This is a genomic window from Methylobacterium marchantiae, from assembly GCF_042679825.1.
GTDB classification, from domain to species: domain Bacteria; phylum Pseudomonadota; class Alphaproteobacteria; order Rhizobiales; family Beijerinckiaceae; genus Methylobacterium; species Methylobacterium marchantiae.
The window spans coordinates 63,639-80,850 of sequence record NZ_JBHTND010000007.1 but is presented as its reverse complement, the minus strand read 5'-3'; the positions used below and the strand labels follow the sequence as shown (position 1 = coordinate 80,850).

11 protein-coding genes are annotated in these 17,212 nt (G+C 66.5%); 6 read left to right on the top strand and 5 right to left on the bottom strand.

Translation table 11 applies throughout. The features are described 5' to 3' along the window. Positions 1 to 184: 184 nt before the first annotated feature. Entirely contained in the window at positions 185 to 7,759 is a 7,575-nt protein-coding gene (locus tag ACFQ4G_RS07210) for an apolipoprotein A-IV repeat region-like domain-containing protein (RefSeq protein WP_238204868.1), read from the top strand. Positions 7,760 to 7,811: 52 nt separating this feature from the next. Here the strand turns inward: ACFQ4G_RS07210 and ACFQ4G_RS07205 are convergent, their stop codons facing one another. Both ACFQ4G_RS07205 and ACFQ4G_RS07200 read right to left on the bottom strand, forming a co-directional pair. Then, positions 7,812 to 8,252: a DUF1489 family protein gene (locus ACFQ4G_RS07205; protein ID WP_238204866.1), complete on the bottom strand. Its 441-nt coding sequence runs from the start codon at positions 8,250 to 8,252 to the stop codon at positions 7,812 to 7,814. A gap of 52 nt (positions 8,253 to 8,304) precedes the next feature. Continuing rightward, positions 8,305 to 9,318 (bottom strand): hypothetical protein, encoded by a 1,014-nt coding sequence (locus ACFQ4G_RS07200; RefSeq protein ID WP_238204864.1) that lies wholly within the window; start codon positions 9,316 to 9,318, stop codon positions 8,305 to 8,307. Between the two features lie 169 nt (positions 9,319 to 9,487). Here ACFQ4G_RS07200 and ACFQ4G_RS07195 point away from each other — a divergent pair, with 169 nt between their 5' ends. The 5 genes from ACFQ4G_RS07195 (at position 9,488) to ACFQ4G_RS07175 (ending at position 14,603) form a co-directional block, all read left to right on the top strand. After that, complete coding sequence (locus ACFQ4G_RS07195) at positions 9,488 to 10,681, top strand: MFS transporter (RefSeq protein WP_238204862.1); 1,194 nt, start codon at positions 9,488 to 9,490, stop codon at positions 10,679 to 10,681. A gap of 87 nt (positions 10,682 to 10,768) precedes the next feature. Then, a complete protein-coding gene (locus tag ACFQ4G_RS07190) occupies positions 10,769 to 11,917 on the top strand; it encodes an ABC transporter permease (RefSeq protein ID WP_379039975.1) in 1,149 nt (382 codons plus the stop codon). 109 nt (positions 11,918 to 12,026) lie between these two features. Continuing rightward, positions 12,027 to 12,746: an ABC transporter ATP-binding protein gene (locus tag ACFQ4G_RS07185; protein WP_238205020.1), complete on the top strand. Its 720-nt coding sequence runs from the start codon at positions 12,027 to 12,029 to the stop codon at positions 12,744 to 12,746. 86 nt (positions 12,747 to 12,832) lie between these two features. Then, entirely contained in the window at positions 12,833 to 13,915 is a 1,083-nt protein-coding gene (locus ACFQ4G_RS07180) for an MlaD family protein (protein ID WP_238204860.1), read from the top strand. 109 nt (positions 13,916 to 14,024) lie between these two features. Then, the gene (locus ACFQ4G_RS07175; protein ID WP_238204858.1) at positions 14,025 to 14,603 is read left to right on the top strand and encodes an ABC-type transport auxiliary lipoprotein family protein; all 579 of its coding nucleotides are present in this window, start codon (positions 14,025 to 14,027) and stop codon (positions 14,601 to 14,603) included. 229 nt (positions 14,604 to 14,832) lie between these two features. Here the strand turns inward: ACFQ4G_RS07175 and ACFQ4G_RS07170 are convergent, their stop codons facing one another. The 3 genes from ACFQ4G_RS07170 to thiE all read right to left on the bottom strand — a co-directional run bounded on the left by ACFQ4G_RS07170 (position 14,833) and on the right by thiE (position 17,194). Further along, complete coding sequence (locus ACFQ4G_RS07170; protein WP_238205018.1) at positions 14,833 to 15,462, bottom strand: helix-turn-helix domain-containing protein; 630 nt, start codon at positions 15,460 to 15,462, stop codon at positions 14,833 to 14,835. Positions 15,463 to 15,568: 106 nt separating this feature from the next. Further along, complete coding sequence (gene thiD, locus ACFQ4G_RS07165) at positions 15,569 to 16,375, bottom strand: bifunctional hydroxymethylpyrimidine kinase/phosphomethylpyrimidine kinase (protein ID WP_238204856.1); 807 nt, start codon at positions 16,373 to 16,375, stop codon at positions 15,569 to 15,571. A 102-nt stretch (positions 16,376 to 16,477) separates the two neighbouring features. Next, positions 16,478 to 17,194 carry a thiamine phosphate synthase gene (thiE, locus tag ACFQ4G_RS07160; RefSeq protein WP_238205016.1) on the bottom strand — a complete coding sequence of 239 codons (717 nt, stop codon included), beginning with the start codon at positions 17,192 to 17,194 and terminating at the stop codon, positions 16,478 to 16,480. Positions 17,195 to 17,212: the final 18 nt, after the last annotated feature.

Genomic DNA, 17,212 nt, shown 5'->3' with positions numbered 1-17,212 from the left:
TAAACCCGACGGGATGAACCCGGCCGCAGGCTTGGTAACCATTCCGTTAAGGTTTTTTGGACGGTTCGACCCACTCGGGTATCCGGGTCTCGCGCCGAGGTCTAAACTTCCTTGGTAAATTGGTAAAAATGTCGTCGATCACCGGATGCGGCCGGCTTCGACGACCTGCGTGACGAGGCGTTGGATGGCCACGGAAAAGAAGCTCAAGGACCCGGCCGAGGCGGCTCTTTCCGCCATCGAGCAGGCCCTCAACCTGGACTTCCCCTCGACCCAGGCGACGGATCCGCGTGTAGAGCCGCGGCTTCCGGATGTGGGCGACGGTGATCCTCTGAACGAGCAGAGCGGTCGCCTCGCTCCCCCGCGCCTCGACCTCGACCAGCCGCTCGCCTCCGATCTGCCGCCGCCGGACCGCAACCGGCCGCGGCGGGAAGGCGGATTGCTGCCGCCGGACCGCTCGATGGTGGCCAATGACGACCGCCAGAACATCGGCATCCTGCAGCAGACCCTGCGCGTGCGGCCGTCCGGCAAGCCTTATATCTTCGCTGCACTCGCCGCCGCCCTGTGGTTCGGTGCCCTCCTCGCTCTCGCCTGGAACCAGTCGGGCGGCGAGTTGAGGGCCTTCATCGCAGGGATGACCGCGTTGCAGGCCGCCGTCGGCGCGACCGCCATCGTCGGCCCGATCGTCCTGTTCGCGATCATGGCGATGCTCGCGGTCCGTGCGCAGGAAATGCGTCTCGTCGCACGTGCCGTGGGTGAAGTGGCGATCCGGCTCGCAGAGCCGGAGAACTTCTCGACCGATGCCGTCCTCACCATGTCGCAGACCGTCCGCCGCGAGGTCGCGGCCGTGGGCGACGGCGTCGAGCGGGCGCTGGCCCGTGCCGGCGAGCTGGAGACCCTGGTGCGGGGTGAGATCGCGACCCTGGAGCGCGCCTATTCCGACAACGAGATCCGCATCCGCTCGCTCGTCGACGAGCTCGTCGCCCAGCGCGAGTCGATCGTCGCCAATGCCGAGCGCGTCCGCGGTGCGATCACAGGCTCCCATCAGAACCTGACCCAGGAGCTCGACGGCGCCGCAGAGCGCATCGTCGCCGCGGTGACCGGCGCTGGCGAACGGGTGACCGGCGCCCTCGATGCACGCGGCGAGGCCATCACTTCGGCGCTCGGCAATCGTGGCGATGCCATCACGGCGGCCCTGGGCGAGGCAGGAGACCGTGTTGTCGGGCTCGTGACCGATCGAGGGGACGACCTGGTCCAGCGCCTCGCCAGCACCAGCGATGGGGTTCGCAGCAGCCTCACCGAGGTCGGCAACGCACTGACGCAATCGCTGGAGAGCCGCGCTGCGGACGTGACCATCGCCTTCGAGCGGACCGGCGGGATGCTCACCGCTACCCTCGCCGAGAATGCCGGCCAAGTGGCGCGCACCCTCGCCCAGACCGGGATGGAGGTGATCGAGACCCTCAACCGTCAGGGCAGCGAGGTCCGTCAGACTTTCGAGGAATCGGCACGCGGACTCGAGAGCGTGTTCCTCGCCCGAGGCAACGAACTCACCACGAACTTCTCGAATACCGGCGGTGAGATCACCGCACGCTTCGCCGAAACAGGCACCGCCCTGCGCGAGCATTTCGCGGCGACGGGCGCCGCGCTCACCGAAGATATCGCCAATCGCGGCACGGCCCTGCGCAGCGAGATCGAGGCCGCCGGCAGCGGCGTTTCCGAAGCGATCGAGGCCCGCACCCGCGAGGCGCAGGCCGGTCTGGCCCTGGCCTCCGCTGGCATCGTCGAGACGTTCGCCGCCCGCACCGGCGCCCTGCGCGACGATCTCGTTCGCTCGATCGAAGGAGCCGGCATGGGAGTCGACGAACGGGCCGGTGTCCTGGTCGAGCGCATCGATGGCGTATCCGCCCGGCTGCACGAGACCCTGACCGTCCAGGGCGGCTCGCTCGAGAGCAGCCTGAACTCGGCCGGCGAGCGTATCGGCAACCTCGTGACCCTTCGCGCACAGGAAGCCGCGAGCGCCATGGATGGCGCGCTGGCCTCGCTCGGGACCAATTTCGAGACCAGGGCCCAGGGCACGGTGGACAACCTCCGCGGCACCGTGGCGAGCCTCAACGGCGAAATCGACGCCCGCTCGGCCGAAGCCGCAGCCGCGATTCGCAACGGTGCCGAGGACACGGCTGCCGTCGTCAACGCCAGCATCCGCCGCCTGAACAAGGCCGGTGAGCAGGTGGGCAGCCTTGTTACCAAGCAGGTTGAGGACGCGACCCTCACCCTCACCGGTGCCTTCGGCGTCCTCGGCAGCACATTCGAGTCCCGCTCCGGCGGTGCAATCGACAGCCTGCGTGCCGTCCTCGACGCCCTCGCCAACGAGATCGGCTCCCGTACCAGCGAAGCCGCGGACGTCTTCCGCCGTAGTGCGGAGGAGACCACCGTGGCTCTCGGCGCCAGCACGGCAGAAGCGACTCAGGCGTTCCGCCGCTCCTCTGCAAGCGCCACCGGCGAGCTCGAAGCCCGCACGGTCGAGGCGGTTCAGATCTTCGAACGCCGGCTCGCCGCCACTTCCGGCGAACTCGCCACCCGTACTGAAGAAGCCGCCCGGTTCCTGCAACAGGCGGCCAGCGGCCTCAGCGGCGAGGTCGGCGGGCGTGCGCAGGAAGCGATGGAGGCACTGCGCCGAACTCTCGCAGAGATCGACGAGACCCTGGCTGACCGCGCCACCGAGGCGACGGGCTCCATCGCTCGCGCAGCCGAGAATGTCGGCGGCGAACTCACCGCCCGGATCAGGGACGTCGAGGCTTCCTTCGGCACCCATAGCCGCGGCCTGACCGACCTGATCACTACCCATGCCGATGAGGCGCATGGCCAACTCGCCAATACCGGCCGTGAGATCGTACTGGCGGTCACCGCCCAGAGCGCGCGCGTCAACGATGCCCTCGCCCAGAGCGGCGCGAACTTCGCCGAGACGACCGAGAGCCGTGCCAGAGCCATCGACACAGTGCTCAGCGATCGCCTCGCCGCCCTCCAGGAGACGATCGCGCGGGGAGACATTCTCGCCGACCGCATCGCACGCGATACATCGAGCCTGAGCGAGACCGTTTCCAGTCAGCTCCAAGAGATGGATCGCGTCATCACGGTCCAGGGCAAGGCGGTGGCCGAGACCATCGTCGAGCGCACCCGCGAAGCCCGCGAGACCGTGGAGAGCCAGCTCGGCGCCCTCGAGGAGCGTTCCCTGAAGCGCAGCGCCGAAATCGGCGAGACCTTCACCCACTTGGTGAACCAGATCGACGGGCAGCTCGGCTCACGTGCAACGGCCCTCAACGAGGCCCTGATCCTGCGCACCGGCGAGATGGCGAGGGTCATGGTCGAAGGCAGCCGCGATCTCGTACAGACCCTGGATACCCGGGCCGACGGTATGGCTCAGGACATCGCCGCCCGCAGCCTCAGCCTGGGCGACGCCCTGGGCAGTCGTTCTGCCGAGATCGCCGAGCGCTTGGAGCATCAGGCCATCGACCTGTCGCGTCGCCTCGACGAGGGGGTCGGCCGCTTCGACACCGGCGTGATCGGGCGCCTCGACGCAATCGCCGCGGCGCTGGAGGAGCGGAGCCGCCTCATCGACGAAACCTTCGGTGCGCAGGCCTTCGAGGCCATCCGCCTCATCGAGAGCCGCACCCGGGCCGTGGACGAGGATCTCGCCAATCGCACCCGCGAGCTCGTCGAGATGATCGAGAGCAGGACGAGCCATGCCAACGAGGCGCTCGCTGGGCAGGCCGAGGCCATCCGTGCATCGTTCTCGAACCGCGCGGAAGCCCTGGCCTCGCTCATCGACGAGCGCACGGCGGCGATGGGCCAGGAGCTCGACGAGAAGGGGCGTATCGTCTTCGGCGCCCTCGGTACCCGCATCACCGAGCTCGCGCATCTGTTCGATCGCGGCGGCTCCTCGCTGGCCGAGCTTCTGGAGCAGCGCGGCGACACCGTCATCACCCGCCTGCGCGAGATCGTCGCCGATGCCGACCGGCTGCTGGGAGAAGGCGAAGGCCGTCTCGGCTCCACGCTCCAGCAGCGGACCACCGACATCAGCAGCCTGCTCGACGAGGGCGTGCGTACCGTCCATCAGCTCCTCGATAACCGGACCAACGAGATCCGGACCATGCTGGACGATCACTCGCAGGTTCTCACCAATAGCTTCGACGATCGGCTCGCGCCCCTTCATGAATCGCTGGACCAGCGCGGGCGTACTTTCGTCGATACGATCGAAGCCAGCCTGGGCGGTGCCGCCGGGGCGGTAGAAGCCCGTACGCGTGATCTCGTCGCCCTGTTCGATCAGCGGATCGGGGTTCTCGACGAACTCGTGGATGGACGCGGCGCCAAGATCGCGGAAGCAGTCGAGACCCGGACCCATGGTCTGCGGACATTGTTCGACGACGTCCTCACCGCCCTCGACGGACTGGTGAACAGCCGCGCCGAAGCTCTCACCGACCGAGTCGATGCGCGTACCCATGCCATGGGTACTCTGTTCGACGAGCGCTTGCGCGCCCTCGACCAATTGGTCGAGAACCGCGCGGCAGAGTTCATCCGCACCATTGACACCAAGGGCACAGCCCTGACTCAAAACGTTGATGACCGCGCAGGCGCGATGACCGCGTTGTTCGACGACCGCCTGCAGGCCCTCGACTCCCTCGTCGCAAATCGTTCGGCCGAGTTTGTCCGGACCCTGGACACGCAGGGCTCTGTTCTCACCCGTTCCGTCGATGCGGGAACGGCCATGCTCACGACCCTCTTCGACGAGCGCCTGCGCGCCCTCGATCACCTGGTCGCGAACCGGACGGCGGAACTCGCTCACACCGTCGACGACAAAGGCGGGGCCCTTACCCGGTCGCTCGAAGAGCAGACAGGCTCGCTACGCACGCTCTTCGACGAACGCCTCGAGACCCTCGACGCCCTCGTGGACAACCAAGGGCTGTCGCTGACGCAATCTGTCGATGCCCGTACCCAGGCCATCGCTGCGGTATTCGACGAGCGCCTTCGCGCACTCGACGAGCTCGTAGACCACCGCACGTCCGAGTTCGCCCGAACCATCGACAACCAGGGCCTGTCGCTGACGCAGTCGGTGGATGCCCGCACCCAGGCCATCGCAGCCCTGTTCGACGAATGCCTGCGGGCGCTCGATCAGTTGGTGGAAGGTCGCGGGGCGGCGTTCGCCAAAACCATCGACAACCAGAGCGCCGCCCTGACCCAGGCGGTTGACGCCCGCAGCGAGGCCTTCACGAACCGGATCGACAGCCGGATGAAGGTGTTCGCATCCCTCGTCGCCTCGCGCGGCGACGACCTCGCCAACGCCTTCGACGACCGCCAGGACGCCTATGCGGCACTGGTAGACGAGCGCAGTGCGACCATGCTGGCCGCCTTCGACGAGCGGGTCGACCGCCATGCCGCCCTCGCCCAGGTCCATGCCGATGCCCTCGCCGCGGCGCTCGACCAGCGCAACGAAGCCGTCGCCGCCCTCATCGACGGTCGCAATCAGGACATGGTCGCCGGCTTCGACCGCCGGTCGACGGCCCTGGCCACGCTGATCGAGGCGCGAGGGCAGTCCCTGGCACGCCGTCTCGCCGAGAGCGCGGAGACCATTACCCGTGCGATAGAGGAACGCGGTGGATCGATCGTGGACACGATCGACGGTCGGGGCAACCTCGTCGTCGAAGCGTTGGCGACGCATTCCGAGCGCCTTCGCGAGATCGTCGAAGGGCCGGCCTCCCAACTCGCGGTGTCGCTCGGTGAGCGCGGCCAGGAGATAGAGCGCATCCTCAACGAGAGCGGTACACCACTCGCGGAGACCCTTCGCGAGAGGGTTCGTGATCTTGCCGAACAGTCGGACGCATCCCGCAACGCATTGCTCGCAGCCATCGATGGCGGCGCATCCCGTGCGTTGGCGACGCTCGACGAAGCGAACGATCGGCTCCGCAGTGAACTCGGTGGCGTTCTCCATCGGGTAGAAGTGGCCAACGCGGCCCTTCGCGAACTCGTCAGCGATGCCGGCGAGAATCTCGGTGCCATCGAACAGGCCCTGTCGGGCCGGGTCGAACAGGTGCAGGAGACGCTATCTGCCATCAGCGGCGAGACCGAGCGCGCCAGCAGGAGCGTGGCCGAACAGGTCGAACGGCTCAAGGCAGTGGCCGAGGGAGCCTTGCACGACGCTGTCGACCTCGCCACGACGCTGGACGCCCGTGGAACCTCGCTCGCCGAGATCACGCGTGCTCATTCCGGCACGCTCACCGATGCGGCCGGCTCGCTCGAATCCGTCGAGACGCGCTTGGTCGATCTGCTCGCCGGCCGCGACAAGGCCGTCGAAGAAGTCTTGACGCGCATCGAGGCACGCTCCGGCATCCTGGAAGAGCAAACCGCTCGCTTCGGCACACTTATGGCCGAGACTCTTCGGTCCGCCGAGGAGCGTGCGCGCGGCATCGCCTTGAACCTGTCCGAGGCGGCGCAGAGTGCCGGTGCCAGTGTGAGTGGGGCGTTCGAGAGCCTGCGCAAGGATGCCGGCAGCGAGGGCGAGCGGACCGCCGCCGCCGTGCGGGCAGCGATCTCCGGAGCATCCGAACAGATGATGACCGTGTTCGAGAGTGCGGCTGGGCGCTTCGGCGACTCGGTTGCCGGGATGCGGGAAATGGCGGCGGAGATCCGTCGCGAACTCGAAGCGACGCGGGCGGACCTACAACGCGGCGTGCTGGAGCTTCCCCGCGAGACCGAGGAAGCCACCAGCGAAATGCGCCGGGTCGTGTCCGACCAGATCAAGGCGCTGAACGAACTGTCTTCGCTCGTGTCGCGGTCGCGACGCGGAATCGACGTTGCCGAATCCGCCGAAGGTCACCCGGTGCCGGTCGCTCCGCCGCAGGTTGCGCCCGCTCCTCTCCAGCCCAGGGCCGACGCGTCGGCCACCAAACCTCAGGAAGCACGGGTAGCGGCGAACCGCTCTCTTCAGCCCAAATCGGCAGAGACCGATACAGCCGGGACGGCGATACGCGGCAATGCCCCCGAGAAGGCTCGCGAGGAGAAGGCCCCCGAACCTCGCGTGCCCCAGCAGATGAGCATCGTCTCAGCTCCGGCAGCCACGAGCCGGGTGGGAAACCAGCCTGCCTTGCGTCCCGGCGAGACCGCTCGCATCCCCGCCCCGGCCGGGCGTGACGGACGTGACAATCGTGGCTGGCTTTCGGATCTCCTGACTCGCGCCTCCCTCGACGACGAGGCGGATGGATCAGATCAGGCGAATGCCCCCGGGCGTCCCGAACAGGCCAAGTCGGCTCCGGCCAGATCCGAGCAAGTGAAACCGGAGCAAGGGAAACCGGCGCAGGGGAAACTTGAGCAGGCCAAGCCGGGGACTGCCAAGGCCGACCAGAGCAAGGCTGCCGTCGAGCGGAGCCGGACCGCCCTCGAGACGATCTCCACCGACATCGCCAAGATGATCGACCATCAGACAGCCGTGGAGTTGTGGGAGCGCTACCGGCGTGGTGAGCCTAACCTGTTCGATCGCCGCCTCTACACGACGCAGGGTCGGCAGACGTTCGAGGAGATCCGCCGGCGTTACGCGGCCGATGCCGAGTTCCGGCGGACGGTGGATCGGTATGTCGGCGAGTTCGAGCGCCTGCTCGGCGAAGTCTCTAAGAACGATCGCGACTCGCGGCGGGCCGATGCCTATCTCACCTCGGAAACGGGCAAGGTCTACACGATGCTCGCCCATGCGAGCGGCCGCTTCGAGGGCGCCTGAGATCAGATCGGCGGGGCGGCAAATGCCGCTCCGCCGATCCATCGTTACGAATTCAGATGAGGCCTAGGACGGAGAGTTCGCGGCGCAGTGCTTCGGGCATGTCGGCGAGGCCATCGGCGCGGCGCATGTCGAGATCGGCCGGCGCGGACCTCACGGTGAGATAGCGCCAGCCCTGGAATGGCCGGCAGGGGCGCGGATTGACCGGCACAACGACGGGGTCGAGTACGAGACGGCAGCGGCCGATTCCGTCCGTATCCGTGAACGATTCGATGGCCGTAATGGCCTGGCGGCAGCACAGCGTCCCCTTGATGACCCAGAAGATCGAGCCCTGGCCTGCAATGGCCGACGCACGCTTCGGCACCATACGCGTCACGTGGAATGTGGACGGATCGCGGCCGGCCTGCAGCGCATCGTCCCGGTGTCGAGCGATGCGCTGTTCGAGATCCTCGATCGTCGCGGGACCGACGCAGAGCTTCAGAAGGTGAAGGGCCATGACGGCCCTTTTATCAGCGTCGGCGACGATGCGCGCGGTTCATTCGTCCGGTTCAGGAGAACAGCGCGAGTTTCTCCTCCTCGCTGAGGCCGTCGATATCGGCGAAGGCCGTGGCGATGTCGGTCTTTTCAGGCACAGTGGATGTCGGCTCGGTCTCCTTTCCGCGCCTCTCATCCCCGTGGGCGTCGGCCTGGGCGGATTCTTCGCTGTCCTCGTCGGCGAGCGGCTCCACGAAGGCAGGCTCTTCGGAGATCGCGCGCTCAGACACGGCCTCCTCCGTCGCGTCGGACGATGCGGTATCCACGAACAGCACTTCGTCGTGCATGCTCTCCGAAGGCGGAAGCGGCGGCATTGCCGGCCTGATCTCGATCCGGTCGACATCCATGTCGATGAACCGATCCACATCGGACTGATCGAGATCCTGAGCAACGTTCGACACGGTCGAGCCGGGAGCCGGCGGGATCGGTTCCACCTCGCCGCCCCAGATCGAGATCATCGCCGCGAGACGCTCCTCGAGATATCGCAGGGTATGGATGATGCGGGCCGTGCGCTGCGCCGTGAGATCCTGGAACGAGCAAGCGGTATAGATTTCCGTGGCACGGCGGTCGAGCACGTCGCAGATCGCCGCATCGGTGCCGGATTCGCGCAGGGTCCAGGCGGTCTCTTGAACCTCTTCCGCGGCGCCGAGAATATCGGACGTGGCGCGCTCGGTGGAGCGGACGATGGCGTCGAGGGCCACGGAAGCGATGCCCAGACGGCTGTGATCCTGGTCGACGGTACTGATCGCGGCGATCTCGGCCTTGGTGCGGGCGATGGCATGGGCCATGTCCATCAGGTCACCACGCATCCGACCGACACGCTCGCTCTCCCGATCCGAAGGACGATCGGCCGTCACGACGCTTTCGAGGCGCGAGATCGCACCGAGCAGGACGTCCGTATCGGCGCTGCGATTGCGCCGGGCATATTCGGCGAGGAACCACCGGCCGCGCTCGCTCTCGCTCATGGCCGCTTCGATACGGTCGTACTCCGACTCATCGATGGTTGTGAGCGAACGCATAACCGACATGAAACTCGTGTCCTTGAGGATGCCCGCGCTGTTGCGCGACGCCGCGGGGACCAGCGACCTCAGATTGACACGGCGGCTTTAACGCCGGCTTTACGGGTGAATTTTCGTAGGCGACCCGCAACGCCTCGTCCAATGGCCGCTGCGCACCCTCAACCGAGCGATTTTATCGTTGTCACATCCCCCTCGGACGGAGCCGAACGCGACGCGCCTATCGCTGCTCTACGCAGTGGTCTTCGTCGAGATCGGCATCGCCATGCCGTTCATGCCGGTCTGGCTCAATGCCCTGGGGCTCGACGCGCGGATCATCGGCGCCCTATTGGCGCTGCCCATCGCCATGAAGATCATCGCGACGGCCCCCCTCGTCGGGCTGATCGATCGGGGCGTGGCAGCCCGCCGTCTCCTCCTCATCGGCAGCCTGGCGGTGGCGGCCACCTACGCGCTGATGCCGGCGGGCGCCGCGATCGGCTGGCCGATCCTCGCTCTGCTCGTCGCCGTGAACGCCGCGGCCGGTGCCCCGCTCGTGCCGACCATCGATTACCTCACTCTCGCCGCCGTCCGGCAGAGCAGCCGCCTCGACTACGCTCGAATCCGCATGGCCGGGTCCATCGGCTTCCTGATCGCGAGCCTGCTCGGAGGGGCGGCTCTCAGCGCCATGGGCGAACGCCTCGCTGTGCCAATCCTGCTGACCGGCCTCGCCCTCGTCGCCGCAGCCACCATCTTCGTGAGTCCGGTGGAAGCTCGAGTGCCCCGGCCGCGTAGAGAGCCCGGCCTACGCCCGCGCCTGCCCCGTGTGCTCTGGCTCTGTATCGGCGCGCAGGCGACGATCCAGGCGAGCCATGCGGCGACCTACGCCTTCGGCAGCATTCATTGGCAGGCCAACGGCATCTCACCTTCCTGGATCGGAATCCTCTGGGCGACGGGCGTCGCCGCCGAGATCGTCTTCTTCGCAACCGTCAGCCGCTGGCCCGCGACGTGGCGCACGCCGTTCCGACTCATCGCCCTCGGCGCCGTCGCGTCACTGGTACGCGTGGTCGGGCTGTCCCAGGTCGGAGGCGATCTCGTTCCGGCCTTGATGCTGCAGTTGCTGCACGCGTTCAGCTTCGGCGCGACGCAACTCGGCGCGATGACGGCGATCTCGGCTTTCGCGCCGGACGGCGCCCGGGGCCGCGCCCAGGGCATGTCGAGCGCCGTCAACGCCTTCGCGTCTGCGAGCGCCACGATCCTCTGCGGTGTCGCCTATCAGGCTGGCGGAGGTAGCCTCGCCTTTGCGCTCATGGCGCCGCTGGCTCTGTCCGGCCTGTGCCTGGTGACACTTTCCACGCGCGTAGCCTTCGCACAGCCCTTCACACCGCCACGTTTGTGAGTCAGCACTCCGCTAGCGGGTGAGGGTCTTGACCACTCCGTAACCTTGATCTGCGTTTTCTCAGGCACGAACCGGGAGTAGCGCTTCGTGCGAAACGCGGAAGCCAAGACGAATTCCGACGCTGCCGACGCCGTCTTCCTCGGCGATGACGGCCGCGTCGCCTTGAGCGGACGCTGGACCGCCGATCAGGGCTCGTCGGTGGAACATGCGGCGGCCCGCATCGCCAGCAACGCTGGCGGCACGCCGATCCTCGTCGATCTCTCCAACGTCGTGCGCCTCGATACGCTCGGCGCCTGGGTGCTCGAACGGACCCGCGGCGAGATCGAGGCCGCCGGCGGCCGCCTCGCCTATGCCGGCACTACGCCCGAGCACCGCATCCTCCTCGGCGAGATGAAGCTGCGCGACGAGAGCTATGTCGGCAAACCGAAGCGCGGCCGCGTCATCGGCTTCCTGCACGATTTGGGCGTCCGGGTGGTCGGAGCAAAGTCCGATCTCGTCAGCGGCCTCGCCTTCCTGGGAGAGGTGGTGACGGCGTGCATCCGGGTCGCTTCCCGTCCCAGCACCTTCCGCGGCACCGCGCTGGTCAACCAGCTCGAACACGTCGCCTTCCGCGGCGTGCCGATCATCATGCTGATCTCTTTCCTGGTGGGCGGCATCGTCGCTCAGCAGGGCATCTTCCAGTTGCAACGCTTCGGCGCGCAGAGCTTCGTCGTCAATCTCATCGGCCTGCTGATCCTGCGCGAACTCGGCGTCCTCCTGACCTCGATCATGGTGGCAGGACGCTCCGGTTCGGCCTTCACCGCCGAGATCGGCTCCATGCGCATGCGCGAGGAGGTGGATGCCCTGCGGGTGATGGGCTTAGACCCGATCGAGATCCTCATCGTCCCGCGCATTCTGGCTCTGGTGATCGGCCTTCCGATACTCGCCTTCCTGGCCTCGCTCGCTGCGCTCGCGGGCGGAGGTCTCACCGCTTCGCTCTATGGCGGCATGACCGTCGATGCATTCCTGGCGAGGCTCCAGGCCGCGGTTTCGTTCCACCATGTCGCCGTAGGGCTGATCAAAGCGCCGTTCATGGCGCTCATCATCGGAATCATCGCCACGATCGAAGGCTTCGCGGTCGAAGGATCGGCAGAATCCCTCGGGCGCCACGTCACGGCCTCAGTCGTGAAGTCTATCTTCATGGTCATCGTCCTTGATGGACTTTTCGCCGTATTCTTCGCGGCCATCGATTTCTGATCCCGTGAATCACATATCTCCGCCTCCAGCGCCGCTCGACCGCGCCCCGCCTCGCGATGTCATCATCGGCGTACGCGATCTCGTGGTCGGTTTCGGCGACAAGATCGTGATGAAAGGGCTCAACCTCGACATCTATCGCGGCGAGATTCTCGGCTTCGTCGGCCCTTCCGGACAAGGCAAGTCGGTGCTGACGCGGACGATCCTTGGCCTCGTGCCGAAGCGCTCTGGCACGATCGAGGTGTTCGGCGAGGATGTCGATGCCATGACCATGGCCCGCCGCCGAAAGATCGAACAGCGCTGGGGCGTGCTGTTCCAGCAGGGCGCGCTGTTCTCGGCCCTGACCGTCAAGCAGAACATCCAGATGCCGATGCGCGAGCACCTAAACCTGTCCGAGCGCCTGCTCGACGAGTTCGCGCGCCTCAAGATCGAGATGGTCGGCCTGAAGCCCGATGCCGCCGACAAGCTACCTTCGGAACTGTCGGGCGGCATGATCAAGCGCGCGGCGCTCGCCCGCTCCCTCGCCCTCGATCCCGAAATTCTCTTTCTCGACGAGCCGACCTCGGGCCTCGATCCGATCGGTGCCGGCGAGTTCGACGAACTCGTGGCTACGCTGAAACAGACGCTCGGCCTCACCGTCTTCATGGTGACCCATGATCTCGACAGTCTCTACACCGCCTGCGACCGCATCGCGGCGCTCGGCGACGGACAGATCATTGCGCAGGGGCCGATCGACGCCATGCTGGCGAGCGACCATCCCTGGCTGCGGTCGTATTTCCACGGCAAGCGGGCCCGCGCCATCGTCACGAACACGGCGAGCGCTCATGCCTGAACCGAAATTCCCCCTGGTCCCGGCCTACGCCTTGCGTGCTGTGGCGCACCGCGCGGGCGATGCCCATCCGGAGTATGGCTGAACCGATGGAGACTCGTGCGAACTACGCCCTCGTCGGCGCCTTCACCCTCGCGGTCGTGGTGGCCGCCTTCGGCTTCGTGTTCTGGCTCCAGGGCGGATCGCGCAGTCAGGTCCGCCAAGGCGTGCGCATCGTCTTTTCCGGCAGCGTCGGTGGCCTCGCCAAGGGCTCGACCGTGGCCTTCAACGGCATCAAGGTCGGTGAGGTGATGGATGTGCGCCTGCTTCCGCAGGATCCGCGCCGCGTCGTCGCCATGGTGGAAGTGGACCGGACGACGCCCCTTCGCGCCGACACCCGCGCCCGCCTAGATTCGGCGATGCTCACCGGCGTATCGACGATATCGCTTTCGGGTGGCAACGCGGATTCACCGCCCCTGCCCCCGGGTTCCGGTGACCAGACACCGACGATCTTCGCTGACAGTTCCGACATCCAAGACATGATGGCGGCCGCCAAACAGATCGCCCAGCGGGCCGACGATATGCTCCAGCGCCTCGACAAGCTGGTCGCTGGCAACGAAGGCGCCATCACCCGGACACTCGCCAACGTCGAATCCTTCTCCAAGACTCTCAACGATGCCGGTCCGGCGGTCAGCGCGTTGGTAAAGGCCGTCGACGGGCAAAAGCTCAACCGCGTGATCGACAATGCCGAGCGCTTCTCGGCGGCGCTCAACACGGCGAGCCCCGATATCGAGGGCGCGGTGAAGGACGCCCGCTCACTCGCAGGCAAGCTCAACGCCTCCGCCGATCGAGTCGACAATGTGCTCAAGGGCGCAGAAAACTTCCTCGGCTCCGCCTCCGGCCAGGCTGGGAGCAGCACTTTCGCCGAAGTCCGCGACGCAGCGATCTCGGTACGTGACGCAGGCAAGGCCTTCCGCACGCTGTCCGAGAATCTCGACAAGCGCACTTCCACCATCGCGTCGAGCTTCAACCGACTCAGCGGCACCGGGAGGCGCGAGGTCGAGGCCCTATCCTCGGATGGACAGCGCACGTTGAACACCCTGAACCGGACGGTGAAGAGCCTCGAACGCGATCCGTCGCAGGTCATCTTCGGCGGCAAGCCTTCGTTGCCGGAATACAACGGTGGCCGCTGAACCTCGGCGGATCAGGCCGTAGGTGTCAGGCGACACGGCACGAAAACCGCTTTGCGGTAGTTTACGGTTGCGCTTCGTGCCGCACTGCAAAGGTTTCCAGGCCCACCGGATGACGTTTCGCTCGAATATCCTCGCGCTCGCCTGCATCTCCGCTTTCCTCGGCGGCTGCGGCGGCGGTGCACCCATGACCTTCGATCTCGCCGCTCTGCCGAGCTCCGGCCGGCCGAGCGTGGCCGCACGGTCGATTTCCGTAGCGGAGCCCGTCGGTCTCCAGCCGTTCGAGCAGGATCGCATCATCGTTCGCCAGAATGGCGGTGCCCTCTCGTTCCTAGGCGGCGGCCAATGGGCCGACCGCCTTCCGCGTCTGGTCCAGACGCGGTTGATTCAGAGTCTGGAGAATTCCGGCCGTCTGAAATCCGTGAGCCGGCCCGGCGACAAGATCGTCTCCGATTACGCTCTGATCAGTGAAATCCGCGCCTTCGACATCGCATCGGGCTCGGGCGAGGCAGTGGTGGATATTTCCGCCAAACTGATCACTGACGGCACCGGGAAGGTCGTGGCCGCACGCATCTTCACCGCGAGGGTGCCGGTGGCGAAAGTGGAGGCCGGCAACGCTGCTGCGAGCCTCGATGCCGCGCTCAGCGTCGTGCTCGCCGACATCGTTCGCTGGGTGAATTCCGGGCGCTGACGGGCCGCGTTCAGGAAAAGGGTGACAAGGACGGAGATGTGCCGGTTATCCTCATTTGGGGAGGCATGTTGCCATTCGGCGATGGAGCGTCATCGCCTGGTAAGCCAGCGCAGGCCTTGGTCAGCCTGCCTACGATGATATTCCTGGCCGACAGGTCTGCCGATCGTATCGATACCCTGTCCGCGCACGAGAGTAGCAACACCACTCCCGTCCTGCGGAAGCGGACCGCTCATTCCATCACGGCGGCTTTCATGATCACGACCATGATCGCCTTGGCGGGCTCCGTGCCGACGCAGCGCACGGTGTGCGGCCGGTCGCAGCGGTAGCGCAGGGTCTCTCCCATCCGTGCCCGCTGGAACGTGCCGGCGACTTCGACTTCGAGCGTCCCCTCGGTGACGGTGAGGGATTCTACCGATCCGCGTTGGTGAGGGTCGGAATCGAGTACGCCTCCCGGGTCGGCGGTGACTTCGTACCACTGCAGCCATTCCACCGTCTTGATCCAGCCGACGATGGCGAGACGGACCTTGCCGTCGTCGGAGAGCAGGATCGGCGTATCGGCGCGCGAGGTCTTCTCGATGAAGGGTTCCTCGTCGCTTGTGGCGAGAACCCGCTCGATCGACACATCGAGAGCCTGGCTCAGGCGCCAGATCGTCGCCAGCGTCGGGTTGGTTTCGTTGCGCTCGATCTGGCTGATGATCGACTTCGCGACACCGGATTGTTCGGCGAGTTCGGAGAGCGAGAGATTGTAGGCCTTGCGCAGGCGCTGAATGGTCTTACCGAGCTGCCCGGACAGGACCTGCGCCCCGTTCAGGATATCCCGCTGTCGTCCACGTTCGGGCGTCGTCGCCTGATCTTGCATTGTCCCGGGACCCATCGCCTCGTTCCGTACATCGAACGATCGTGCGGTACTTCAAACGCAATCACGTCCCGGATGCAAGGCGAACACGGCCGACTTCCCTACCGTTTCAATGCCAAAGGGCGTGGAAATGATGGACCGGACCGTTCCCCTGTCCAACCGACACGGAACCTGCTGCGGCGATGGATGCGGTCACGTAGCGCTTGGCCTGTGCCACGGCATCGATGAGCGAGAGGCCGCGTGCGAGCCCCGCGGCTACGGCCGAGGACAGCGTGCAGCCGGTGCCGTGAGTGCTCTTCGTATCGATGCGCGGCGATGCGAAGCGCCGCATCGTACCGTCGGCACTCATGAGGTGATCGACGCTCTCATTGCCCTCCGCGTGGCCTCCCTTGATGAGAACGGCGCGGGCTCCCATCGCGAGAAGCTTCCGTCCCTGGACTACGGCAGCGTTCTCGCTCGTCGCAACGACGGCATCGAGCAGTGTGGCCGCCTCGGGCAGGTTCGGTGTCACCAGATCGGCCAGAGGGAGAAGGTGGCGGCGCAGGGCGTCGACCGCCTCGTCGGAGATGAGACGGTCGCCGCTCGTCGCCACCATGACGGGGTCGAGCACGATCGGGATGCGGGAGGCATGGCGGGCAAGGCCTGCGGCCACCGCCTCGATTACGGCGGGCTGGGAGAGCATGCCGATTTTCACCGCCTTCACGGCAAGGTCCGAGAACACGCTGTCGATCTGGGCAGCGATGAAATCCGCCGGCACGTCGTGGATGCCCTGGACCCCGAGGGTGTTCTGTGCCGTCAGCGCCGTGATGACACTGGCACCATAGACCTTGAGGGCCGCGAAGGTCTTCAGGTCGGCCTGAATGCCGGCTCCGCCGCTGGAATCGGAGCCAGCAATGGTCACAGCGATGGGGGTCATGGCAATCTTTGTCCTTCTCGTCGTGCCAATCCTAGAGCATCGGCCCCAACGGGGAAATCCAGCTCGGTTGAAAATGATTTTAGAACAGAGACTTAGAGAATTTTATCGAAGAGCCCCCGGTGCCCGTGCCGCGCCACTCGCGCCCCTCGCAACGAGGGCAGAATCCACCCGATGGCGCAGGTCGCTCGCCCGTCCTTCCACTGAATCGTCGGAAAATAGAGCTGAGATCACTGCGATGCCGTCGGCGCCCGCAGCGATGACGGCGGCGGCATTGCTTCCGTCGATGCCGGCGATCGCGCCCACCGGAAATTCGGTGCCGCGGGCGAGGCGAGCCCTGAAGGCGATGCGGCCGAAACCGTCGAGCCCCACCGGCGGGTCCGGGTTGTCCTTGCTGGTGGTCGCAAACACGCCGCCGATGCAGGCATAATCCACGGGAAGGCGATAGAGTTCGTCCGCCTGCGCCCCGGTCTTCAAGGTCAGGCCGATGATCGCTCGCGGCCCGAGGATGCGTCGTGCCTCGGCTGGGTGCAGGTCGGCCTGTCCGAGATGGACACCTTCGGCTTCCGCCGCCAGCGCCAGATCGCAGCGATCGTTGACGACGAGCGGTACCCCCGTCCCGGCGATGGCTTCCCGGATGGCACGAATGCGTGCCAGCGCCTCGCGCGCATTCACGATCGACTTCTCGCGATACTGCAGCAGGGTGCAGCCGCCGGAGACGGCCTCGGCCGCCATGTCGGCGAGATCCGCGCCGTCATCCCCGCAGACGTCAACGTCGAGGATGCCGTAGAGCCGCAGGTCGACCGGCACGGTCGAGCCCATGGCAGTGTCGCGTCCAAT